General features: G+C 70.5%; 22 protein-coding genes and 1 rRNA gene. 20 read left to right on the top strand and 3 right to left on the bottom strand.

All coding sequences use genetic code 11. The annotated features are described in order from the left end of the window. Position 1: 1 nt before the first annotated feature. The 15 genes from rrf (at position 2) to DPQ65_RS03165 (ending at position 14,815) form a co-directional block, all read left to right on the top strand. Positions 2 to 118: ribosomal RNA gene (gene rrf, locus DPQ65_RS03235) — 5S ribosomal RNA — on the top strand. Between the two features lie 213 nt (positions 119 to 331). Continuing rightward, a complete protein-coding gene (locus tag DPQ65_RS03230; protein ID WP_162801994.1) occupies positions 332 to 805 on the top strand; it encodes a hypothetical protein in 474 nt (157 codons plus the stop codon). Between the two features lie 26 nt (positions 806 to 831). Then, entirely contained in the window at positions 832 to 1,563 is a 732-nt protein-coding gene (locus DPQ65_RS03225; RefSeq protein WP_162801993.1) for a tetratricopeptide repeat protein, read from the top strand. Positions 1,564 to 1,577: 14 nt separating this feature from the next. Continuing rightward, positions 1,578 to 2,378 (top strand): HAD-IIA family hydrolase, encoded by an 801-nt coding sequence (locus DPQ65_RS03220; RefSeq protein ID WP_238146655.1) that lies wholly within the window; start codon positions 1,578 to 1,580, stop codon positions 2,376 to 2,378. Between the two features lie 72 nt (positions 2,379 to 2,450). Then, positions 2,451 to 2,657, top strand: coding sequence for a hypothetical protein (locus tag DPQ65_RS03215; protein ID WP_114905949.1), 207 nt, complete (start codon positions 2,451 to 2,453; stop codon positions 2,655 to 2,657). After that, positions 2,641 to 3,492, top strand: coding sequence for a TlyA family RNA methyltransferase (locus DPQ65_RS03210; RefSeq protein WP_238146654.1), 852 nt, complete (start codon positions 2,641 to 2,643; stop codon positions 3,490 to 3,492). The genes DPQ65_RS03215 and DPQ65_RS03210 overlap by 17 nt, the downstream gene beginning before the upstream one ends. After that, on the top strand, positions 3,493 to 4,380 hold the full coding sequence (locus DPQ65_RS03205; RefSeq protein WP_114905948.1) for an NAD kinase: 888 nt from the start codon (positions 3,493 to 3,495) through the stop codon (positions 4,378 to 4,380). A 9-nt stretch (positions 4,381 to 4,389) separates the two neighbouring features. Then, entirely contained in the window at positions 4,390 to 6,132 is a 1,743-nt protein-coding gene (gene recN, locus DPQ65_RS03200; RefSeq protein WP_114905947.1) for a DNA repair protein RecN, read from the top strand. A gap of 184 nt (positions 6,133 to 6,316) precedes the next feature. Next, positions 6,317 to 7,504 carry a putative cytokinetic ring protein SteA gene (steA, locus tag DPQ65_RS03195; protein ID WP_238146653.1) on the top strand — a complete coding sequence of 396 codons (1,188 nt, stop codon included), beginning with the start codon at positions 6,317 to 6,319 and terminating at the stop codon, positions 7,502 to 7,504. Beyond that, complete coding sequence (locus DPQ65_RS03190; protein ID WP_114905945.1) at positions 7,501 to 8,841, top strand: copper transporter; 1,341 nt, start codon at positions 7,501 to 7,503, stop codon at positions 8,839 to 8,841. The genes steA and DPQ65_RS03190 overlap by 4 nt, the downstream gene beginning before the upstream one ends. Beyond that, positions 8,838 to 9,734 (top strand): hypothetical protein, encoded by an 897-nt coding sequence (locus DPQ65_RS03185; protein ID WP_114905944.1) that lies wholly within the window; start codon positions 8,838 to 8,840, stop codon positions 9,732 to 9,734. The genes DPQ65_RS03190 and DPQ65_RS03185 overlap by 4 nt, the downstream gene beginning before the upstream one ends. A 53-nt stretch (positions 9,735 to 9,787) precedes the next feature. Then, positions 9,788 to 11,398: a murein biosynthesis integral membrane protein MurJ gene (murJ, locus tag DPQ65_RS03180; protein ID WP_162801992.1), complete on the top strand. Its 1,611-nt coding sequence runs from the start codon at positions 9,788 to 9,790 to the stop codon at positions 11,396 to 11,398. 4 nt (positions 11,399 to 11,402) lie between these two features. Then, positions 11,403 to 12,509: a glycosyltransferase family 4 protein gene (locus DPQ65_RS03175; RefSeq protein WP_202862989.1), complete on the top strand. Its 1,107-nt coding sequence runs from the start codon at positions 11,403 to 11,405 to the stop codon at positions 12,507 to 12,509. Between the two features lie 6 nt (positions 12,510 to 12,515). After that, a complete protein-coding gene (locus tag DPQ65_RS03170; protein WP_114905942.1) occupies positions 12,516 to 14,198 on the top strand; it encodes a CTP synthase in 1,683 nt (560 codons plus the stop codon). Further along, a complete protein-coding gene (locus DPQ65_RS03165) occupies positions 14,198 to 14,815 on the top strand; it encodes an NUDIX domain-containing protein (RefSeq protein WP_114905941.1) in 618 nt (205 codons plus the stop codon). Before DPQ65_RS03170 ends, DPQ65_RS03165 begins: the two co-directional genes overlap by 1 nt. 18 nt (positions 14,816 to 14,833) lie before the next feature. On the opposite strand, the gene DPQ65_RS03160 is transcribed toward DPQ65_RS03165, so the two are convergent. Continuing rightward, positions 14,834 to 15,820, bottom strand: coding sequence for a hypothetical protein (locus DPQ65_RS03160; RefSeq protein WP_114905940.1), 987 nt, complete (start codon positions 15,818 to 15,820; stop codon positions 14,834 to 14,836). Further along, complete coding sequence (locus DPQ65_RS03155) at positions 15,813 to 16,313, bottom strand: sigma-70 family RNA polymerase sigma factor (protein ID WP_114905939.1); 501 nt, start codon at positions 16,311 to 16,313, stop codon at positions 15,813 to 15,815. Before DPQ65_RS03155 ends, DPQ65_RS03160 begins: the two co-directional genes overlap by 8 nt. Before the next feature lie 412 nt (positions 16,314 to 16,725). On the opposite strand from DPQ65_RS03155, the gene aspS reads away from it, so the two are divergent. The 5 genes from aspS to DPQ65_RS03130 all read left to right on the top strand — a co-directional run bounded on the left by aspS (position 16,726) and on the right by DPQ65_RS03130 (position 23,279). After that, the gene (aspS, locus tag DPQ65_RS03150; RefSeq protein ID WP_114905938.1) at positions 16,726 to 18,552 is read left to right on the top strand and encodes an aspartate--tRNA ligase; all 1,827 of its coding nucleotides are present in this window, start codon (positions 16,726 to 16,728) and stop codon (positions 18,550 to 18,552) included. A gap of 88 nt (positions 18,553 to 18,640) precedes the next feature. Further along, positions 18,641 to 20,194 carry a phytoene desaturase family protein gene (locus DPQ65_RS03145; protein ID WP_114905937.1) on the top strand — a complete coding sequence of 518 codons (1,554 nt, stop codon included), beginning with the start codon at positions 18,641 to 18,643 and terminating at the stop codon, positions 20,192 to 20,194. A gap of 396 nt (positions 20,195 to 20,590) precedes the next feature. Continuing rightward, positions 20,591 to 21,586, top strand: a complete 996-nt coding sequence (locus DPQ65_RS03140) for a MetQ/NlpA family ABC transporter substrate-binding protein (RefSeq protein ID WP_114905936.1) — start codon at positions 20,591 to 20,593, stop codon at positions 21,584 to 21,586. Positions 21,587 to 21,588: 2 nt separating this feature from the next. Next, positions 21,589 to 22,608: a methionine ABC transporter ATP-binding protein gene (locus DPQ65_RS03135; protein WP_114905935.1), complete on the top strand. Its 1,020-nt coding sequence runs from the start codon at positions 21,589 to 21,591 to the stop codon at positions 22,606 to 22,608. Next, complete coding sequence (locus DPQ65_RS03130; RefSeq protein ID WP_114905934.1) at positions 22,608 to 23,279, top strand: methionine ABC transporter permease; 672 nt, start codon at positions 22,608 to 22,610, stop codon at positions 23,277 to 23,279. Before DPQ65_RS03135 ends, DPQ65_RS03130 begins: the two co-directional genes overlap by 1 nt. Positions 23,280 to 23,285: 6 nt before the next feature. On the opposite strand, the gene DPQ65_RS03125 is transcribed toward DPQ65_RS03130, so the two are convergent. Then, on the bottom strand, positions 23,286 to 23,664 hold a 379-nt coding region (locus tag DPQ65_RS03125), incomplete at its 5' end, for a hypothetical protein (protein ID WP_162801991.1).

Raw genomic sequence — 23,664 nt, 5'->3', positions numbered from 1 at the left:
TTACGGCGGCCATAGCGAGAGGGAAACGCCCGGACACATACCGAACCCGGAAGCTAAGCCTCTCAGCGCCGATGGTACTGCACTGGAGACGGTGTGGGAGAGTAGGACACCGCCGGACAAACATTTGATCTAGCCCCACCCAAACCACCAGGTTCGGGTGGGGCTAGACGCATGTGTGGAGGTGATGGGATGGCGGGTTCGAGCCGAGTAACCCAGAGATCTCCCGCGGCGTAGACTGCCCGAGAACTGAAACGAGGAGGCCGCATGGCTGAGGAGACGCCGGACACCCCTGAGGGGGAGCCACGAAGGGACCCCCGTGGGCGACGGGCCGATGATGGCGACCGTCGGCGTGATGCGCGTTCTGAGGGTCGCCCTCGTGGTGGCGAACGTGGTGGCGAGCGTCGGGGCGACGGTTCCGGAGGCTCGGGTGGCCGTGGGCCGCGCCGGTCGGACGACCGACGCAGCGGTGGCTCTGGAAGCTCCGGTGGTCGAGGGCCGCGCCGCGAGGAAGATCGGCGTGGTGGCGGTGGTTTCGGGTCATCGGGTGGTCGCCGGCCGCGCCGGGACGATGACCCACGAGACGGTGGCCGTTTCGGAGGTTCGGAGCGGCGTGGGCCCAGGCGTGACGATGACCGGCGTGACGGGGGTTACCGCGGTCACTCTGCGCGGGGTGGCACCGGGCGTGCGGCCGGTGCTGATGACAACCGTGTCTATCGGGCCCGTCCGGAGCGCAAGCCGGAGCCGGAGATCCCGGAGCACATCGAGGCCGGCCAGTTGGACCGGGCGGCTCGTCGGGAACTGCTGACGCTCAGCAAGGAGAACGCAGACGGGGTGGCGCGCCACCTCGTGGCCACCGGGGAGTGCCTGGCCGCCGAGGACCTGGATGGTGCCCTCGCACACGCGGAGAATGCCTCACGGCGGGCTGGCCGCGTTGCGATCGTGCGTGAGGTTCTTGGCTTTGTGCACTACCGCCGGGGAGAGTGGGCCGAAGCGCTGCGTGAGTTTCGGACGGCCCGCAGACTCAGTGGATCCAACCACCTCCTGCCGCACATCGCGGACGTCGAGCGGGGCCTCGGCCGGCCCGATCGTGCCATCGAGCTGGCCCAAGAGCCGGAGGCGCAGGCGCTGGGCGCCGCGGACCGGGTGGAGCTGGCCATCGTGGTGAGCGGCGCCCGCCGCGATCTGGGTCAGGACCAGGCAGCAGTCCAGACGCTGCGCGATCTGGTGCGGGCCAGCCCGCCGGGGCGGTCCTGGTCGGCGCGGCTGTACTACGCCTATGCAGAGTCCCTCCTCGGCGTAGGGGACGCCGGTGAGGCGCGGACATGGTTTGCGCGATCGCTCGAAGCCGATCGGGATGGGATCACCGACGCCGCCGACCGCCTCGGGGACCTTGATGGCATCGACATCACCGACTTCGGCGAGGATGAGGCAGAGCCCTCCGGCACGGACCAGCCCGTCACCGGCACAGACCAGCCCGCCGACGACCCTGAGCCGCCGAGCGAGGGCCCGGACCGGGGGAGCACCGATGGATCGGCGTCCGGCGATCGCGGCACGGACCGGTGACCTACCGGGGGTTGGTGTGCGACCTCGATGGCGTGGTCTATCGCGGCGAGACCGCGTGTGAGGGCGCCGTGGAGGGCCTTGCCGTCGCACGGTCGGCTGGTCTGCCGATCCTGTTCCTGACCAACAACGCGGCCCGACTGCCCACAGAGGTGGCAGACCACCTGCAGGCGCTCGGCGTCGAGGCCCACCCAGACGAGGTGCTGAACAGCTCTCAGGTCGCGGCGAGCTATCTGCGCCAGCACCACCCGGTCCCTGACGGGAAGCAGGTGCTGGCCGTCGGTGGGCCGGGTGTGGCTGCGGCACTGGAGGACGAGGGACTGTCGGTGGTCGTGCCAGCACAGGTCGTGGAACAGGGCGGCACCCAGTCCGTGGCTGCCGTCGTCCAGGGGCTCGGCAGGAACCTGGGGTGGGCCGACCTGGCTGAGGCGACTCTGGCTGTCTCCAGCGGCGCCTACTGGGTGGCCACGAACACCGATGCCACGTTGCCTCTGGAGCGTGGACAGGCGCCGGGCAACGGTGCTCTGGTGGCCGCGGTCGCCCACGCGACCGGTCGGCAACCCGACCTGGTGACCGGCAAGCCACATCCGCCAGCGTTTGAGATCGCGCTGCAACGGTTGGGCCTCCCGGCCCAGGACGTGCTCATGATCGGCGATCGGCTCGACACCGACATCGAGGGAGCTGGCCGAGCTGGCCTGGCCACCGCCCTGGTGTTGACCGGCGTCCACGGGCGCCACGACGTTGCCGCTGCCGGAGCCAGCCAGCAGCCCGACCACATTGTCGAGACGATCGTGGATCTGGGCGCGCACTGGGAGTGAGGCCATCGGATGGAACGCGCGGGCCTGTGGACACAACTGATCCACGAGTCTGTGCCGCGATAGGCTGCCCGCATGAGCCAGGCGATCCCCGAGACAGGCGACTCCGTGGTCGACGAGGTGCTCCAGACCTATGTGGGCACCGCGCACCAGCCGTTGAGCGAGCGTGCCGAGGCCGCCACCCAGGCCCAGCGCCACCTCCAGGAGCGTCTTGCAGAGTCCTCGCCAGGCAACGGCCCGGCGGCGGCCATGCAACGTGTCGCCGGTGGCCAACAGTCCTGAGACCGTGAGCGCAGACGGTCGGCTGGACCAGTACCTGGTCCGCGAGGGCCTGGCGCGTTCCCGCACGCTGGCGCAGCGGTTGATCCACAACGGAGCGGTCCGCGTCGCGGACCGGGTCATCACCAAGGCGTCGTATGCCGTGGCGCCGGGCCAGCAGGTGACTGTCACCGAGGCGGCGGACAGCAGGTGGGTTGGGCGTGGTGCCCTGAAGCTGGTGCATGCGCTGTCCGCGTGGGGCGAACCCTCAGGCTCCGAGGAGCACATGCTGCACGTGCGGGGTCGCCGCTGCCTGGACGTCGGCGCCTCCACCGGCGGCTTCACGCAAGTGCTGCTCGAACACGGGGCGGCCCACGTCACCGCCCTCGACGTCGGCCGGGACCAGCTCGCCCCCGACCTCGCCGCCGACGAGCGTGTCACGGACCTGCCGGGCACCAACATCCGGGACGTCACCCGCGACCAGCTGGGCACCTTCGAGCTGGTCGTCGGCGACGTCTCCTTCATCTCCCTGAGACTGGTGCTGCCTGCCGTGGCACCACTGGTGGAGCCCCGAGGTGATGTGCTCTTCCTGGTCAAACCCCAGTTCGAGGTGGGCCGAGAGCACCTGGGACACGGGGGCGTGGTGACCTCCTCCCAGGAGCGTGTCCGGGCGTTGCAGCAGGTGGTGCAGACGGCCACCGGGCTCGGCTGGCTGGTGCACGGGCTGGACCGGTCACCGGTGACCGGCACCCACGGCAACATCGAGTACCTGCTGTGGCTCGCGGCATACCAACCAGGCATGATGAGTGCGGGCGTCCTGGCCGCCCGCATCCGTGACCTGACCCGGGAGGACGACTAGATGACCCGTCGGATCCTGGTCGTCACGCACGCCAACCGCCCGGACCTGCCCGCCCTGGCGACCGAGGTCGCCAGACGGCTGCGCGACGAGGGCATCGAGGTGCACGAGCTGGAGCAGGGGTGGGACAGCCTGGAGGACGACCCGGAGGTCGCCGCCCTGGCAGCCGGCGCGGAGCTGGTGGTCATCCTCGGCGGTGACGGCACCATCCTGCGCGGAGCCGAGGTGTCCCGTGGGGCGGGCATCCCGCTGCTGGGCATCAACCACGGTCGGGTCGGCTTCCTCGCCGAGGCCGAGCGGGACGAGACAGCCGGAGTCGTGGACCGCATCGTCGCCAGGGACTACGAGGTCGAGGAGCGGATGAGTCTGGAGGTTGACGTCTACCGCGACGGCGACCTGGTCTCCCACACGTGGGCACTGAACGAGGCCTCCATCGAGAAGTCCGCTCGAGAGCGGATGCTGGAGCTCACCGTCGAGATCGACGGTCGTCCGCTGTCCACCTGGGGGTGTGATGGCGTGGTCGTCGCGACCCCGACCGGCTCCACGGCCTACGCCTTCTCTGGCGGCGGTCCCATCGTGTGGCCGGACGTGCAGGCCATGTTGGTGGTCCCCATCTCCGCCCACGCCCTGTTCGCGCGACCGGTGGTGCTCGGGCCCGACACGAGGGTCGCGGTCGAGGTGGTGCCGCACGCCACGACCCACGGGGTCATGTGGTGCGACGGTCGGCGGACCGTCGACCTGCCGCCCGGCGCCCGCATCGAGGTGCGACGCAGCCAGACCCCGGTCCGACTGGCCAGGTTGTCCTCGCAACCCTTCACCGACCGCCTCGTGGCCAAGTTCGCCCTCCCGGTCACCGGGTGGCGCGGCAAGCCTGACGGCGTGGCCACCTAGAGTGCGAGCGTGCTGACTCGCATCCGCATCCAACGACTTGGCGTCATCGAGGACGCCGAGCTCGAACTGTCCCCGGGCCTCAACGTCATCACCGGCGAGACCGGTGCGGGCAAGACCATGGTCGTCTCGGGACTCGGGTTGCTGCTCGGCGCCCGCGCCGACTCGGGGATGGTGCGCTCCGGCGCTGCCTCCGCCGTCGTCGAAGGAGAGGTTGACGTGCCTCCCGACCACCCGGCGGCCCAGCGGGTCGAGGCCGCGGGCGGCGAGACCGAGGACGGGCTGATCCTGGTCCGCACGGTCAGCGCCGAGGGCAGGTCGCGGGCCCACGTGGGTGGGCGCACGGCCCCGGTCGGGGTGCTGACCGAGGTCGGCGAGCACCTGATGGCCGTTCACGGGCAGGCGGACCAGTGGCGGCTGCGCGCCCCCGAGCAGCACCGGGTGCTGCTCGACACCTTCGGCGGTGCAGCGGTGGCCAGCGCCCTGGACGACTACGTCGCGACCCACCGGGCCTGGAGCAGGGCACGCGAGGAGCTGCAGCGGCTGAGCACCGCCGGCGCCGAGCGGACGCTGCGGGCCGACCTGTTGCGTTCGGCCCTCGAGGAGATCGAGGCCGTCGACCCGCAGGAGGATGAGGAGGAGGAGCTCCTGGTCGAGGAACAGCGACTCGCGCACGCCGACGGGCTGCGCCAGGCGGCGGAGACGGTGCATGTGCTGCTGTCTGGCGGGGACGACGCGGTCGTGGACGACCTGCGCCCCGTCGTCGAGCAGTTGGCCGCGGCACGCCAGGCGCTCGCTCCGGTCGCCGAGCACGACCCTGAGCTGACCGACCTCGGCAAGCGCCTGGACGAGCTGAGCTATCTGACTGCGGACCTGGCTGGAGACCTGGCGACCTACGCCTCCGGCATCGACGTGGACCCCTCTCGGCTGGGTTGGGTCCAGGAACGTCGGTCGGTCCTGACCGCTCTGCTGCGCAAGTACGGCGACAGCAGCGCCGCCGTGCTCACCTGGTCCCGTCAGGCCGCCGCGGAGCTCAGTGAGCTGGACGGCTCCGACGACCGGATCGCCGAGCTCCGGGCTGAGGTGGACCGTCTGGGCGAGCAGTTGGCGACGACCGGTGCCGCGCTCACGCAGGTGCGCCGGATCGCGGCGGACAGCCTGGGCACCCGCGTGGAGGCCGAGCTGGCGCACCTGGCCATGACCGGCGCCCGGGTGCAGGTCGAGGTCCGGCACAAGACAGACCCCGAGGGACTCGAGCTATCTGACGGTGCACGGGTGCGGGCGTGGTCGCACGGACTGGACGAGGTGGAGATCCTGCTCGCCGCCAATGCTGGTGCGCCTCCTCGCACCGTCACCCGGGCAGCCTCTGGTGGTGAGCTCTCCCGCGTCATGCTCGCCCTCGAGGTGGTCTCGGCACAGGGCGACGTGCCCACCTATGTCTTCGACGAGGTCGATGCAGGCGTGGGTGGTGCGGCCGCCCTTGACCTTGGAGCCCGGCTGGCGGCCCTCGCCCGGACGGCGCAGGTGATCGTGGTGACCCACCTCGGGCAGGTCGCGGCCTTCGCCGACAGCCACCATGTGGTGCTGAAGAGCTCCGACGGGGCCATCACCGCCAGCGACGTGCGCTCGGTGGTGGGAGAGGATCGGGTCGCCGAGGTTGCCCGCATGCTCGGAGGGGTGACCGACAGCCAGGCGGCGCTGGACCACGCCCGAGAGTTGGTGGAGGAACACGCGCCGAGCCGGCTACACGGCTGAGGTGAGCCACCCGGCGATGCTGGCGAGGCGGTGAGGCACGAGGTGCCCGTGGCCCAGGGTGAGTTGGGCCACGCGGCCAGGGTGAGGTGGGCCACGCGGCCAGGGTGAGGCGTGCGGCATACGACTGCTCCTCGGCTGGCCTGGACGGGCACGACCCCCGAACCGTGGCACGATGGGGGCCACTATGAGCCTGTCCAGATCCCCCGTTCCCGAGGCCGTCCCTGACGGCCCGACGGTCGAGGGACCCGTGCGGGTCGACGCACGCACCAAGAACCTCACCAAACGGCTGGCCCACGGTGACATCGCGGTGATCAACCACCAGGACCTGGACCAGGTGAGTGCTCACGCCCTGGTGGCGTGCAAGCCCGCCGCCGTCGTGAACGCTGCTGCCTCCATCAGCGGTGCCTACCCCAACCTCGGCCCGAAGATCCTTGTGGAAGCCGGTGTGCCGCTGATAGACCGTGCAGGCGAGGCGCTGCTGACCCAGGTCACCGAGGGCGTGACTGGTCGCGTCGTGGATGCGCAGGTCATCGTGGAGGGCACGGTGGTGGCCGAGGGCACACGTCTGAACCTGGCCTCGATCGAGGAGGCCATGGAAGAGGCACGCGGCAACATCTCCGAACAGATCGAGGCCTTCTCGCGCAACACGATGCAGTATGTCCGCGAGGAGCGGGAGCTGCTGCTCGACGGGATCCGTCTGCCCGAGATCCGGACCGAGATCGAGGGCCGCTACGTGCTGGTCGTGGTGCGGGGCTACCACTACAAGGAGGACCTGCAGACACTGCGCCCGTTCATTCGGGAGGCCCGCCCGGTGCTGATCGGCGTGGACGGGGGAGCCGATGCGCTGCTGGAGCTGGGCTACCGCCCGGACCTGATCGTCGGAGACATGGACTCCGTCGGCGACGCTGCGCTGCGCAGCGGGGCCGAGATCATCGTGCACGCCTACCGGGACGGCCGCGCGCCGGGGCTGGAGCGTGTCGAGGCGCTGGGCATCGAGGACGCGATCGCGCTGCCGGCGATCGGCACCAGCGAGGACGTGGCGATGCTGCTGGCCGACGGCAAGGGCGCCGAGCTGATTGTCGCGGTCGGCACGCACGCCACCTTGATCGAGTTCCTCGACAAGGGCCGGCAGGGCATGGCGTCCACCTTCCTGACCCGCCTGCGGTTGGGCAGCAAACTGGTCGATGCCAAGGGTGTGAGCCTGCTCTATCGCAGCCGCATCTCCTCTGCTGCCCTGACCTGGCTGGTCCTGGCCGGAATGTTGTCCGTGCTGGCGGCCCTCGCAGCCACACCAGGTGGTCGCACCGCCATGGGTGTCCTGGCAGTGCGGTGGGACGACCTGCTCGCCCTGATCGGAGGCCTGTTCGGGTGATCGACTTTCGCTACCACGTGGTCTCTCTCGTGGCCGTCTTCATGGCGCTCGCTGTCGGTATCGTGCTGGGCGCCGGACCGCTGGGGCAGGAGATCTCCTCCACCCTCGAGGGACAGGTCAAGGACCTGCGTGAGGAACGCAACGGTCTGCGGGCCCAACTGGACCAGGCCCAGAACCGGGAGCAGCTCAAGGACCAGGCTTTCCAGATCATGACGCCGGCCCTGACAGCCAACCAGCTGACCGGGCGGCGTGTTGCGCTCGTCACGTTGCCGGGGGCGGACCGCAACATCGTTGGTCAGGTGCAGGAGCACATGACCGCCGCTGGTGCTGCCGTGGTGCTGACCGTGCGGGTCGGCGACGCCTGGCACGACCCAGAGGCTCAGGCCACCCGGCACGAGGCCGCGGCCGAGCTCGCATCGGAGGTCGACGACCCCGAACCGCGCGAGGGTGCGGAGCCGACCCTGGAGACTGTGATGGCTGCGGCCCTGGCGGGGCGCGACGAGGGGACGGCCAGCGGAGCATGGCGGATGGCCTCCGACCGACTGGAGGAGCTCGACTTCTACTCGACGAACTGGGCTGACAGTGAGGCCCCGGAGTTCCCGGAGCCTCCGGACACCTTCGTGGTGATCACTGGTGACCTTCAGGTCGAGCAGGTCGAGGAGGATGAGGCTGGCAGCCCGCGGTTGGAGCAGGCACTGGGGCTCGTCGCGGCCCTCGGCGCACTAGAGGTCCCCACGATCGTGGCCGGCTATGGAACCGAGAGCTATGCCGATCCCGTGCAGGCGGCGGAGTCCCCGATCATCCGCGGGGTCCGGGCAGAGTCCGCCATCGCAGACTCGGTGGCCAGCGTCGACAACGTGGAGGGCCCGGGCGGCCAGTTGGCTGCGGTCCTCGGCCTCCGGTGGATGATCGAGGGCGAGGCCGGCCACTGGGGTGTTGGGACCGATGCCGTTGCCCCGTTGCCCAACGTGCCTGAACCCGCGGCCGAGCAGGCAGAGCCGCCGATCCCTGGGCCCACGCTCCCGCCCGCCCCCGGTGAGGGCGAGGGCGAGGAGTCCGGTGGAGACACCCGGGACCCGGCGGACAGTGAGACGAGCCAGGTGGGACCGATGGCCCCGGAGGAGCCGACCGGCACGGATGGTGCGACCGGCACGGACGGTGCGACCGGCACGGACGGTGCGACCGGCACGGACGGTGCGACCGGCACGGATGGCGCGACCGGCACGGACGGTGCGACCGGCACGGACGGTGCGACCGGCACGGATGGCGCCACCGGGACGGATGGCGCGACCGGCACGAATGACCCAGTCCCGACCACCGGCACCCCGACCCCGTGAGGCTGCTGCGGGACGCCCTGCTCACGGCCGCGGGCACCGCCGGCACCACCCTGGTGTGGCGCCGCTTGCAGGCGCACCGTTCGCGGCCCTGGGCGGCTCGCTGGGAACGCACCAACCACCGAGGCGATCCGGTGACGCTCCTCGAAGGTGTCGCGCTGGTCGCCGGCACCACCGGCACCGCCCTGCTGACCGGCGCACAGTGGAGGAGCACGGCCCTCCCGTATGCCGTGGCCTCCCTGGGCGCCGGCGCCCTCGGGGCCCTCGACGACCTCCGGCAGGACACCGACCGCAAGGGGCTGGCCGGTCACCTGCGGGAACTGGCCCATGGCCGGGTCACCACCGGGGCCATCAAGGTCATCGGACTGGCCGCAACCGGCCTGGTGGCCGTCGCCCTGCAGGATGTGCACGACCGGCAGCGGGCAGACGCACACCAGGCCGGTGCGACGCGCAGCCCGGAGGGTTCATCGGTGCTCACCACCGTGTGGGGGAGCCTGGCCGGTGGGGCCGTCGTGGCCGGGGCCGCCAACCTCGCCAACCTGTTCGATCTGCGGCCGGGACGGGCGCTGAAGGTCGGCGTCCTGACCGGTATGCCGTTGGTGGGGACCGGGCCGGGCTCCCCAGGCGGCGCGGTGACCCTCGGCGCAGCCCTGGCCCTGCTGCCCGACGACCTCGCCGGGCGGAGCATGCTGGGCGACACCGGGGCCAACCCGCTCGGTGCCGCCCTCGGGTTGGCGCTGGTCCAGCGCCAGGGACCGGCGGCACGCACCGCGTCCCTGACCGTCGTCACCGCCCTCACCCTCGCCTCGGAGCGCGTGAGCTTCACCAGGGTCATCGAGGCCACACCGCCCCTGCGCTGGCTCGATGAGCTCGGGCGGGCGCCCGCGCAGGCCTGAGAGCGTGGCGACGACGTGGTGAGCACAGGATGAGTGGCCCAGGGCAGCCCGGGATGCCGAGTCCGCGGGTGCTGGCCGGCAGCATCGCCGGCGCGGCCGGCCTCATCGCGATCGTGACCCTGCTGGGTCGCGTCGTCGGACTGGGCCGCTGGCTGGCCTTCAGCAACGGGGTGGGGGCCACCTGCGTCGGCGAGATTTACCAGACCGCCAACCTCGTGCCGAACGCGTTGTACGAGATCGCCGCCGGTGGTGCCCTGGCTGCGGTCGTGGTGCCCCTGGTGTCCGGCTATCTCAACCGCGGCCGGGAGGATCTTGCGGACCGCACCGCATCCGCGCTGCTCACCTGGGCGCTGGCGGTCCTGTTGCCGCTGGCGGTGCTCGTCGCGCTGCTGGCCCGCCCCATCGCGACCGTGCTCCTGGGCGCTGACCCCGCGTGCGGGGAAGGGGCGGTGTCCACCGCGGTGACCATGCTGACGGTCTTCGCGCCGCAGGTGGTGCTCTACGGTGCCGGCATCATCCTGTCGGGCGTCCTCCAGGCCCACCGCAGGTTCCTTGCCGCCGCGGTGGCCCCGTTGCTCTCCAGCCTGGTCGTCATCGGCATCTACCTCGCCTACGGCGCCTGGGTCACCCCGAGCGGCGGCGTGCAGGGCACGCCCGGCGCGGCGATCCTGCTGCTCGCCTGGGGCACCACGGCCGGGGTGGTGGCCCTGAGCCTGCCCCTGCTGGTCCCGACCTGGCGTGCGGGCGTGCGGTTGCGCCCGACGTGGCGCTTCCCTGAGGGGGCCGCCCGCCGCGTCGGCACGCTTGCCGTCGCGGGGCTCGTCGCCGTCGCAGCCCAGCAGGTGTGCGTCCTGGTGACGGTGCGGCTCGGCAACGCCGCCGAGGGCGTCGGCACACTGAACGTCTACACCTACGCGCAGACCGCCTACCTGCTCCCGTATGCCGTGCTGGCCGTCCCGCTCGCCACCGCCGCCTTCCCGCGGCTCACCGCGGCGGATGCTGGGCCGGTGCTGCGCCGGACCCTGCTGGCTGTGGCCATGGCCGGCGTGGTGGGGGCGGTCGCCCTGGTCGCGGTGCGCCGGGAGGTCGGCAGCCTGTTCCTGGCTATCGACGCCGGGGGCGGGGGCGCGGGGGAGGAGGCGATCCGGGCCCTCCCGACGGCGGTGGGCTGGTATGCCCCCGGCCTGGCCGGCTTCGCTCTCACGGCGCTGTTGTCGCGGGCCCTGTACGCCCGCGGCTCCGCGCTGGCCGCCGGCGGTGTCGTGGCCCTCGGGTGGTTGGTCGCCGCCGCGATCCCCATGGCTCGGCTCGCCGGTCGCACACCCGAGCCGGGCGCAGTCCTGTCAACCCTCGGGCTCGGCAGCTCGATCGGCATGTCGCTGACCGCCGTCCTGCTGATCGTGCTGGTCCGGCACCACTGGGGAGCAGCATCGACGCGCGGCATCTGGGGACCGGCCACCTGGGTGCTGGGCGGCACGCTGCTGGTGCTGGCGGGCCGGGAGCTCGCCGGTGGCGTGGACGTCTCCCACTGGCCTATCGCTCTGGCCAGTGGGTTGGTCACCGGCGTCGCCGTCATCGTGGCCGCACTGGTGGCGCTGCGGGTCGGCGCGCCGGCTGCCTACCGGGACGTGATGGGAGGGATCGCGCGCCGTGGGGTTAGATGAGCGGGTGAGCAGGATCCTGATGGTGACTGGTGTGGTCGCGGGGGGAGTGGGCCGACACGTCGAGCAGCTGACCCGCAGCCTCGTCGGGCTGGGCCACTCCGTCGTGGTCGCCAGCCCTCCCGTGGTGGCCTCCCGCTTCCGTCTGGTCGAGGCAGGAGCGCAGCACGTGCCGCTCGAGATCGGATCCCGGCCGCTGCCCCAGCGGGACCGCCGCACGGTGACGGCCTTGCGGGAGGCGATGGGCGAGGTCGACGTGGTGCATGCCCACGGGGTGCGGGCAGGGGCCTTGTCGGTGCTCGCCCGCACGGGAGACCTGCCACCGCTGGTGGTGACCACCCACAACGCGGCTCCCGAGGGCCGGCTCGCCGCGGTCGTCCACTGGAACCTGGACCGGGTGGTGTGTCGCGGGGCAGACCTGGTGCTCGGCGTGTCCGAGGACCTCTGCGAGGTCGCCCGGGAGCGCGGTGCCCGTGACGTGGACACGGCCATTGTGCCGGCCGCCACCGCGCGGCCGTCCCGGGAGCGCGCGGACGTGCGGCAGGAGCTGGGCCTCGAGGACGGGACTCCACTGGCGGTTGCCGTCGGTCGGCTGGCGCCCCAGAAGGGTTTTGACCGACTGCTGGACGCGTTGGTTGCCGCAGGGACGACCTCCGAGGACGCGCTGGTGGTGATTGCCGGGGAGGGGCCGCAGGCCGAGGCACTCCAACGTCGCATCGACCGCGCCGACCTCCCCGTGGTGCTGCTCGGGCACCGCACCGACGTCCCCGACCTGCTGGCCAGCGCCGACGTGGTCGTCTCGGCAGCGCGCTGGGAGGGCCAGCCAGTGTGGTTGCAGGAGGCCCTGAGCGTTGGAGCACCCGTCGTGGCGACCGACGTCGGCGGCACCGAGCAGGTGCTGGACGGAGCCGGGCTGCTGGTGCCCGCTGACGACCCGGACGCGCTGGGCGCTGCCATCACCGCGCTCCTTCAGGACCAGGTGCTGCGCGCGGACCTCCGGGCAAAAGCCCTGGTCAGAGCAGCCGAGCTTCCCACAGCCGAGGATGCTGCCCAGGCCGCGCTCACGGCATACCGGCGTGCCTTGGCGAGCACCGAGTCACGTGACGTAGACTGACAGCCCGTGGTGGATCAGACGAAACATATCTTCGTGACCGGAGGAGTTGCCTCCTCACTCGGCAAGGGCCTGACCGCCTCGAGCCTCGGACTTCTTCTGCGAGGGCGCGGCCTGCGCGTGACCATGCAGAAGCTCGACCCCTACATCAATGTCGACCCCGGCACGATGAACCCGTTCCAGCACGGTGAGGTCTTCGTGACCGAGGACGGCGCCGAGACCGACCTGGACATCGGGCACTACGAGCGCTTCCTGGACGTCAACCTGCGGGGCCGCGGCAATGTGACGACCGGTCAGGTCTACAACGATGTCATCGCCAAGGAGCGACGCGGGGAGTACCTCGGCGACACGGTCCAGGTGATCCCGCACATCACCAACGAGATCAAGGCCCGGATGCGTGCCGACGCCCACGAGCTCGCGCCGGAGGACACCCCGGACGTCATCATCACCGAGATCGGCGGCACCGTCGGCGACATCGAGTCGCTGCCCTTCCTGGAGGCGGCGCGGCAGGTCCGGCACGACCTCGGGAGAGCCAACTGCTTCTTCGTGCACGTCTCGCTGGTTCCCTACCTCGCGCCGAGTGGTGAGCTGAAGACCAAGCCGACCCAGCACTCGGTGGCCCAGCTCCGCCAGGTCGGCATCACCCCGGACGCGCTGGTCCTGCGCGCCGACCGGGAGATCCCGATGTCGATCAAGCGCAAGATCTCGATGATGTCCGACGTGGAGGTCGATGGCGTCGCGGCCTGTGTCGACGCCCCCTCGATCTATGACATCCCCAAGGTGCTGCACGGTGAGGGCCTGGACGCCTATGTCGTGCGCACCCTCGGCCTGCCCTTCCGGGACGTCGACTGGACCGGCTGGGACGCCCTGCTGCGACGGGTGCACGAGCCCGAGCACGAGGTGGAGGTGGCTCTGGTCGGCAAGTACATCGACCTGCCCGACGCCTACCTGTCCATCACCGAGGCACTGCGCGCCGGCGGCTTCGCCAATGACGCCCGGGTGTCCATCCGCTGGGTGGCCTCCGACGACTGCCGCACGGAGGCCGGCGCCACCAAGGAACTGGCCGGGGTGGACGCGGTCCTGGTGCCTGGTGGGTTCGGGATCCGCGGCATCGAGGGCAAGATCGGTGCCCTGCGCTGGGCGCGCGAGCGGCAGGTGCCCACCCTGGGCATCTGCCTGGGCCTGCAGGCGATGGTCATCGAGTTCGCCCGCAACGTTGCCGACATCGAGGGCGCCAGCTCGACGGAGTTCGACCCCGACACCCCGGCCCCGGTCATCGCCACGATGGAGGAGCAGCGGGCCTTCGTCGACGGTGCGGGTGACCTGGGTGGCACCATGCGGTTGGGGTCCTACCCGGCCACCCTCACCGAGGGCTCGGTCATCGCCGGCGCCTACGGCACGACGTCCGTCGAGGAGCGCCACCGGCACCGTTACGAGGTCGGCAACGCCTATCGCGAGCAGCTGGCCGAGGCGGGCCTGGTCTTCTCCGGCACCTCACCAGATGGTGAGCTCGTGGAGTTCGTCGAACTGCCGGCCGAGGCTCATCCCTACTACGTCTCGACGCAGGCGCACCCCGAGTTCAAGTCGCGGCCGCACCGGGCGCACCCGCTCTTCGCCGGCCTGGTCGAAGCGGCCCTCGACGTGCAACGCAGCCAGCGCCTCGTCGAGGTCGAGCGCACGCCAGCCGGCTGATGTCGCTCGGCGCGCCACGCTTGGCGCTGGCGGACGTGGTCGACGTCCTGGAGCCTCGCCCGGTCGCGGACTCGGAAGTCGCCTTCGCCGGTCGGGTCTGGGACGTGCGGCGTGACACGATCGACCTGGGGCAGGCCGGGACGGTGGTGCGAGAGTATGTCTCCCACCCCGGTGCCGTCGCGGTGCTCGCCCTGCGTGAGGACCGTGGAGAGCCCGAGATCCTGCTGATCCGGCAGTACCGGCACCCTGTCGGCGCCGAGGACTGGGAGCTGCCCGCCGGCCTCTTGGACGTGCCGGGGGAGGACCCGGTGCAGGCCGCGCGCCGCGAGCTGGCCGAGGAGGCCGACCTCGAGGCGGGCCACTGGGAGCTGTTGCTCTCGGTGACCACCTCACCCGGTGGGCTGGACGAGGTCATCACCCTCTTCGTGGCGACCGAGCTCACCGACGTCGACCACGCCACCCGGTTCGAGCGGGAGCACGAGGAGGCCGGTATGCCGACCGGCTGGGTGCCGCTGTCCGTCGCCGTGCAGGCGGCGCTGGGTGGACAGGTCCGTAACGCCCCGATGGTGTTGGGCGTGCTGGCGCTATCCGCCCGTTGCGCCCACGCTGCGTCTTAGCGTGCCCGCGTCGCCGGGCTAGCGCTCAGTCACCAGCCCGGCGAGACGCTGGAACTCGGCCACCGCGTCCGCGTCGGTGACCTCCTGTGACCAGTCGATGAGCCGGAACGTGGACACGGCCGAAGGCGTGCCCTCGTGCTGCACCACGTAGTAGAAGTCGGTCATCGGCTCCGTGCCGTCCTGGAAGGTGGTCGTCAGCCGGTAGGCGCCGGAGAGCTCCAGTGGTCGCACGTCGTAGTCGATGTTGTCCGCCTCGGCGGGCGCCTGGCAGCTGGCCAGGGCACTGTCGACCTCGGCGACGTAGGTCGCCGCGGCCTCGGGGGAGTCCAGCACGCGCACCCGTTGGGTGGCGAAGGCCCTGCCGTCGGACCAGAGGCCCATGATGCCGAACGTCCCCTCGTCCTCGGCGCCCCACATCACATCGTCGGGGTCGCAGTCGAACAGGGCCGTCGACTCGAACTCGCCGCTCCCTGCCTCGGTGGCCGCCCCGGCGGTGAACGACTCAGACGCCCAGAGTGTCGGTGGCACAAAGAGGCTCAGGTCGGGTCCGCCGGACTCGGCGAGGACCAGGTCCTCGGCCGCCGGTGGGGCGGCCTCGGCCTCCGTGTCGGGTGCGGTCTCAGTGTCGGGTGCGGTCTCAGTGTCGGGTGCGGTCTCAGTGTCGGTCGTCGTTGCCTCGGGCGACTCGGCCCCGTCCGTGACGTCCTCGGTCTGGTCCCGCTCCGTCGTCACGGAGGTCCCGTTGTCCGCGGGCGCGGTGCCCGGGGTGTTGTCGATCGTCTGGTAGCCGAGCCAGGACAGCCCGAGCACCGCTGCGGCGCCTGCCGCGATGCCCGCCACGGCTCGGTGCCGCTGCCGTCCGGCGCGGCGCATCACGAAGCGCACGTCCGGGATCCCCGCGGCGTCCACGTCGTGGCGCAGTGCCCCGAGAGAGGCCCGCAGCCGCTCGTCCTCCTCCTGGGTCCACTCTGGACCCCCGTCCTGGAACTCCTGCCCCTCACGCATGGTCGTTCTCCTTGATCTCGAGGGCCTCGGCGAGCTGTCGCCGGCCCCGGTGCAGATGGGACTTGATGGTGCCGACGGCGGCTCCGGTCTCCCGGGCGATCTGCTCGATCGAGCGGTCGGCGATGTAGTAGAGCGCCACCGTCTGGCGGATCGGGTCGCTCAGGGTCTGCAGCGCCTCGAGCACGGCGACCCGGTCGACACCAGGCCCCGGTGCGGTCGCCGGTGCACCGTGCCGGACATAGGCCCGGTCCTGGGCGCCTTGCTTGCGCCACGCCGAGATCGCGATGCGTCGGGCGACCGTCCGCACCCAGGCCAGCGGCTCGTCATACGTGCTGATCGTCGCCCACCTCTGCCAGGCCCGGGCGAACGCCTCCTGGGTGCTGTCCTGGGCGACCGTCATGTCGCCGGTGCTGGCATACACCAGGTGGACCACCTGCGGCGCCGCTGCGGTGTAGAACTCCTCGAAGTCTCGCTCCGCCTGTCTCCGGCTCATCGGTCCCTCCTGCCCCTCATTGTGGTCCCCATCGTGGTCGGGTGCTGGCCGGACCTGCTCAGTTCGGCTGCTTACCCCTCCACACGCCAGGGCAGATCAAAAGGTTGCGCGCACGAGAGGGTGGTGCGCGTCACGCAGCGGCGCCGGAATTCTCGGTATGCCGAGGGGCTGGCGGACCGTAGAATGTCACCTGTGCACGGGGCGGAGTGACGACCCGCCGAGGCTCAGCAGGCCGGATAGCCGGTCGAGCTGGATCACCTCACCCGCGCGCCGCGCGTCCGGCGGACCGACGAGAGGCCGAGATCCCTCGGCAAAGGTGTGGTGGCACCGCGACCTGGCCCCCGCCCACACCTTCCGGGCTGCCCTCCCAGAGGCAGCCCGTCCTCTGGGAACTGACCCGAGAGGAGACCTCATGCTTCGCACTCACGAGGCCGGAACGTTGCGACCCGAGCACGTCGGCACCACCGTCACCCTCACCGGCTGGGTGGCCCGTCGCCGGGACCACGGAGGCGTGGCCTTTATCGACCTGCGCGACGCCACCGGCATCGTCCAGGTCGTCGCCCGCGACGAGGTGCTCACCGGCACCGCCCACGACCTGCGCAGCGAGTACTGCGTGCGCGTCATCGGTGAGGTCACCGCCCGCGAGGACAAGGACGTCAACCCGGACCTGCCGACCGGAGCTGTCGACGTCGGTGCCACCCAGATCGAGGTGCTGTCCGCAGCCGAGGCACTGCCCTTCCAGATCGACGAGCGTGTCACGGTCGGTGAGGAGGCCCGGCTGCGGCACCGCTACCTGGACCTGCGCCGCCCGGGCGCCAACGCGGTCGGTCAGAACCTGCGTCTCCGGAGCAAGGTCAACGCCGCGGCCCGCAACCTGCTGGCTGAGCGGGACTTCGTGGAGATCGAGACCCCCACGTTGACCCGTTCCACGCCCGAGGGTGCACGCGACTTCCTGGTGCCTGCTCGCCTCCAGCCGGGCAGTTGGTATGCCCTGCCTCAGAGCCCCCAGCTGTTCAAGCAGCTGCTCATGGTCGCCGGCATGGAGCGCTACTACCAGATCGCGCGGTGCTATCGCGACGAGGACTTCCGCGCCGACCGGCAGCCGGAGTTCACCCAGTTGGACGTCGAGATGAGCTTCGTCGAGCAGGACGACGTCATCGAGCTCGGTGAGTCGATCGCCAAGGCGGTCTGGGCCACTATCGGTGTTGAGCTGCCCACTCCGTTCCCGCGGATGACCTATGCCGACGCCATGGCCCGTTACGGCACAGACAAGCCCGACCTGCGCTTCGACCTCGAGCTGGTCGAGTGCACCGACTATTTCGCCGAGACGCCGTTCCGGGTCTTCCAGGCAGAGTACGTCGGCGCTGTGGTGATGCCCGGAGGTACTGGTCAGCCACGGCGTCAGTTCGACGCCTGGCAGGAGTGGGCGAAGCAGCGTGGAGCCAGGGGACTGGCCTATGTCACGGTCGCCGAGGACGGCACGCTGGGCGGCCCCGTGGCCAAGAACCTGTCCGAGGCCGAGCGGGACGGCTTGGCGGCGCACGTCGGCGCCGCGCCGGGCGACTGTGTCTTCTTTGCTGCCGGGGCGACCCGGGCCTCCCGCGGCCTGCTCGGTGCCGCGCGCCTGGAGATCGCCCAACGGGTCGGACTCATCGACGAGTCGGCCTGGTCCTTCCTGTGGGTCGTGGACGCCCCGCTGTTCGAGCCGGCCAGTGACGCGGTCGCCTCCGGCGACGTGGCCGTCGGTGGCGGCGCCTGGACGGCCGTGCACCATGCCTTCACCTCTCCGCAGGAGGAGTTCCTGGACAGCCTGGAGTCCGACCCGGGCTCGGCCCTGGCCTACGCCTACGACCTGGTCTGCAATGGCAACGAGATCGGTGGCGGCTCCATCCGTATCCACCGCCGGGACATCCAGGAGCGGGTCTTCGCCGTGATGGGGCTGTCCGAGCAGGAGGCGCAGGAGAAGTTCGGCTTCCTGCTCGAGGCCTTCAAGTTCGGCGCTCCTCCGCACGGCGGCATCGCCTTCGGATGGGACCGGATCGTTGCGCTGCTGGCCGGCACCGAGTCGATCCGCGACGTCATCGCCTTCCCGAAGTCGGGCGGCGGCTTCGACCCGTTGACCGAGGCTCCGGCACCCATCACTCCGCAGCAGCGGAAGGAGGCCGGAGTGGACGCCAAGCCCGAGCCGACAGCGCCCGCGCCGCAGGGGGCGGACGAGGTGAACCCGCGCCAGAGCTGAGGCACCTCGGCCGCGGTGGAGTGCCGGTCCGGAGCCGGCGACCCGTTCACGTTCCACGTCCCGGCCACCACGGTGGAAGACTGCAGGGGTGAGCACCCCCAGCGATGTCGTGGTGGTCGGGTCCGGGCCGAACGGGCTCGCAGCGGCTGTGACCCTCGCGCGGGCCGGCCTGTCGGTCACCGTGCTGGAGGGACAACCGTCGGTCGGCGGTGGAGTGCGGTCCCTGCCGCTGGTCACGGACCGGGTCGCTGAGAGCGAGGGTCTCCTGCGCGACGTCTGCGCCGCCGTGCCCGCGGCAGCCCCGACCTCGCCCTTCTTCGCCGAGTTCGACCTGGCGGCCCGAGGGGTCGAGCTGATAGTTCCCGAGGTGTCCTACGCCCACCCCTTGGATGGTGGCCGAGGTGGCGTCGCCTATCGCGACCTCGACCGGACCGTCGAGGGCCTCGGGGTGGACGGTCCGAGGTGGGCGCGACTGCTGGGTCCGCTCTCGACGCGTGCCGTCGAGGTGGCAGCCATCGCGCTCTCGGACAAACGATCTGTGCCGCGCGGCGAGGTGGCGCGCGTGGCTCGGGCGGCCACGGCTTTCGGGGCGAGCACCGCGCTGTTGGGAGGGGTCTGGGGGGACAGTTACTGGCACACCGAGGAAGCGCGCAGCCTGATCGGCGGGGTCTCCGCGCACACGATCTCGGCGCTCCCGTCGCTGGCAGCAGCGGGCACGGCCAGCTATCTGGGCGCAGTGGCGCACAGCCCGCACGGTTGGCCGCTCGTTCGTGGTGGCATTGGCGAGATCACCCGGGCACTGGTGGCCGACCTCGAGGCACATGGCGGCACAGTCCTCACCGATCATCCAGTGCGCACACCCCGGGACCTGCCGCCCGCGCGCGTCCACCTGCTCAACACGCATGCCCGGGTGGCGGCGGACCTTCTGGCAGAGCCCTATCGATCGCGACTGAGGCAGCTGCCGCTCGGCGGCGGGGTCTGCAAGGTTGACTATGTCCTCAGCGGGCCGGTGCCGTGGGCCCTGCCGGAGGCCGCGCGTGCCGGCACCGTGCACGTGGCCGGGACACTCGCCCAGATGCGCGCCGCTGAGCGCGAGGTCGTGGCCGGGCGGCACGCCGAGCGGCCCGTCGTGTTGGTCAGTGACCCGGCCCAGCATGACGCCTCACGCCTCGGGCGCAGTGGCTTGCGCCCGGTGTGGGCCTATGCCCACGTGCCGAACGGCTCCACCCGCGATGTCCGTCCAGAGGTGGACCGGCAGCTGGAGCGGTTTGCCCCAGGCTTCCGAGACCTGGTGGTCGACGCGGTCGTGACCCCGGCCGCACGGATGTCTGAGCACAACAGTGCCTATCCAGGCGGCGACATTGCGGGTGGCCTGATCTCGATGTGGCGGATAGTGGCCAGGCCCGGGCCGACCCGGGACCCGTATGCCGTGGCTCCCGGGGTGTATCTCTGCTCACAGTCGGCACCTCCCGGGCCGGGTGTGCACGGCATGGCGGGGCTGCACGTGGCCCGTCGAGTCCTGCGCCGAGAGTTCGGGATACCGCAGTTGCCGCCGCTAACTCCCGCCTTCGCGAAAGAATCAGCGATGCCAGCACCACGTGCCTGGGCCATCGACGAGGTTTCTTCGACGAGGTCGGTTTGACAGGCAACTCGTCAGGCGTCTCTAATGGGTCAGGTCGGGCCACGGCCCGACCCGCGAGTCAGCCCTCCGCGAGGTTGACCTGAGCACGATGTGGAGAGTCATGAGCAGCAGCGCTGTGCACCCGGTCCCGGTTCGTCCTGAGGGACGCCGCGCCATGTGCCGCGTCATGTCTGCCGACCTCCTGATGTGTCGCTGCTGAGCCGCACCACCTGAGGTCTGGCCGCATCCGGTTTCCGGACCATGCGGCATACCTCCTCTGTCTTCTCCGGTCCCGGCATCGTCGCCGTCGGGCCACCCGCGCCGCGCCCACTCAGCTGAGCCGACGTCACCTCCCACCGCTCCACGGCGCGCAGCCGCCTCCAGCCTGCGTGCCCCGTGCCCTGAAAGGCAGTCACCATGTCCGAGAACGTCACGCCCACCTCGTCGAACAGCCCCACCCAGAGCGACCCCACCCAGGGCAACCCCACCCAGAGCAACCCCACGCCGGTGCTCCCCGAGAAGCCCCGTCGCAGCAGGACCCCGTTGATCGCCGGTGGCCTGGTCCTTGCGGCGGCACTCGCTGCGGGCGGTTGGGCGCTGGTCGGCGGTGAGGACGATGGCGAAGCGATCACGATCGGCACGACGGAGGCCAGCCAGCCCTACTGGGACATCCTGGTGGAGAAGGCCGCCGAGGAGGGTATTGAGCTGGAGATCGTGAACTTCAGCGAGTACACCCTGCCGAACCCGGCGCTGGCCGAGGGCGAGATTGACCTGAACTCCTTCCAGCACCTGCTCTACCTGGCGGACCACAACATCAACACCGGTGACGACTTGCAGCCCATCGGCTCCACCATAATCGTGCCGCTGCCGCTGTACTCGGAGAAGTACGACACGGTGGAGCAGTTCGCCACGGGCGACCAGGTGGCCATCCCGAACGATTCCACCAACCAGGCGCGTGCCCTGTTCGTGCTGGAGAGTGCCGGCCTGATCGCCTTCGAGGGGCAGCCGTCGACGCCGACACCCGAGGACGTCGATGAGGATGCCTCGACCGTGGTCGTGCGCCCGGTCGAGGCCAGTCAGACCGCCAGCCTGATCCACGACGCCGATGTTGCCGGGGTGATCACCAACAACAACTTCGCCAAGGACGCCGGGTTCGATGTGGAGGGCTACGTCTACGCGGATGACCCCGAGTCCACAGGTGCGCAGCCCTACATCAACGTGTTCGCCGCCCGCCCCGGTGACGTGGACAACGAGACGTACCGCACGATCGTCGAGCTCTACCACGACCCCGAGGTGTTGGAGTCTGTCGTGGACTCCTTCGGAGGCACCGCGGTGATCGTGGAGGGCTACGACGCCGAGCGTCTGCAGGAGGTGCTCGAGCAGACCGAGACCAACCTGACGAGCAGCAACTGACCATGAGCTCCATCATCGAGTTCCGGGACGTCTCCAAGGTCTTCGCGAGTCGCGCCGGTGATGTCACAGCGGTCGATCACATCGACCTGACGATCGAAGAGGGCGAGATCTTCGCAGTCATCGGCTACTCCGGCGCCGGCAAGAGCACCCTCGTGCGCCTCATCAACGGTTTGGAGCGGGTCACCTCGGGGGAGCTCGTGGTGGACGGTCAGGACGTGGTGCGCATGTCGGAGGCGCAGCTCGAGCGCAAACGCCGAGACATCGGCATGATCTTCCAGCAGTTCAACCTGTTCGGGTCGCGGACCGTCGCCGGCAATGTGGCCTTTCCACTCAAGGTGGCTGGCTGGCCGCGGGCTAGGCGAGATGCCCGCGTCGCAGAGCTCCTCGACTTCGTGGGGCTGCTCGACCGGGCCCATGCCTACCCCGACCAGCTCTCCGGCGGCCAGAAGCAGCGCGTCGGCATCGCGCGTGCGCTGGCAGCCGGACCCAAGATCCTGCTGGCGGACGAGTCCACGAGTGCTCTCGACCCGGAGACGACGCAGGATGTGCTGCGGTTGCTCAAGAAGGTTAATCGCGAGCTCGGGGTGACCGTTGTGGTCATCACCCACGAGCTCGAGATCGTCCGCTCCATTGCTGACCGCGTGGCCATCCTGGAGCAGGGGAGAGTGGCCGAGGTCGGCACGGTCTTCGAGACCTTCACCAACCCGCAGTCCGGGGTCGGCAACAAGTTCGTCTCGACGGTCATTCATGATCGCCCGAGCGGCGACGACCTGGCCCGGATCCGCCGAGCACATTCGGGACGGATCGTCACCGCCACGATCCAGGACGGTTCGCGGCTGGGGACGGTCCTGTCCGGCGCGGGTGACCGGGGGGTGAGCTTCGAGATCGTCTACGGCGGCATCGGCACGCTGCAGGCCCGATCGTTCGGCTCGCTCACCCTGGAGCTCACCGGCCCGGAGGCGTCCGTCGACGAGGTGGTTGCCGAACTGCGTGGCGTGACCGACATCGAAGAGGTCGCCTGATGAACGCCGGCTTTGAGTGGAGCGAGCATGGTTCCAATCTGATCGAGGCCACCGGCCAGACGCTCTACATGGTCTCGGCGACCCTGGTCATCGGTGGCCTGCTGGGGCTGACGCTCGGGATCGGGCTGTACACCACCCGCCGGGGCGGCCTGCTGCAGAATCGCTGGCTCTTCGGCCTGCTCAACCTGGTCGTGAACATCTTCCGGCCGATCCCGTTCCTGATCCTGCTCTTCGCGGTGGCGCCGTTGACGGTCGGTATCGTTGGCACCAGGTTGGGGAGCACGGCGATGATTGTGCCAATGTCCGTGGCCGCCACCTTCGGTGTCTCCCGCATCGTGGAGCAGAACCTCGTGGCGATCGACCCGGGGGTCATCGAGGCGGCGAGGGCGACGGGTGCGACTCGCTGGCGCATCATCACGACGCTGCTCGTCCCGGAGGCACTGGGTCCGTTGATCCTGGGCTACACCTTCATCTGCATCGCCGTTGTGGACATGTCGGCGCTGGCAGGCACTCTAGACGGAGGTGGCCTGGGCGCCTTCGCCCTGGACTACGGCTACAAGCGCTGGAACTTCGGTGTGGTCTGGGTGACGGTCATTGTCATCATCATTTTGGTTCAACTGGCGCAGGCACTCGGAAACCGCCTGTCTCGCAGGGTGATGCACCACACGTGACGATGATCAGAAGGGTGGTGGGGCGTCGGGGTCGTGGGTCCAGGGGGTGGTGGGGTCGTCGTCGTTGTCGCCGTGGCTGGAGTTGTTGTTGCTGGTGTCGGCGTCGCTGGTGGTGTTGGTCGCTGGCTCATCGGCCTCTTCGGCGGCGGTGTCGGTGCTGTGACGGATCCGGTCGGCTTCGGCGCGGGTGGTGTCGGGGTGGGGGTGGTAGGTGCGTCGGCCGGTTTCTGGGGTGTGGGTGAGGGTGACTTGGTCCCAGCCGGTGAAGGTGTCGTCCCAGTCGTGGTCGTCGTCGGTTTCTAGGGTCGCGGTGGGTGGCCGGTAGGACAGGGCCTGGTAGATCGCGGTGTCGATCGCCGCGGCCGGGTCGATACCGGCAGCGACG

It is taken from the genome of Ornithinimicrobium murale, from assembly GCF_003352835.1.
Taxonomy (GTDB): Bacteria; Actinomycetota; Actinomycetes; order Actinomycetales; family Dermatophilaceae; genus Ornithinicoccus; species Ornithinicoccus muralis.
This window is presented reverse-complemented; position numbering and strand designations above follow the sequence as displayed.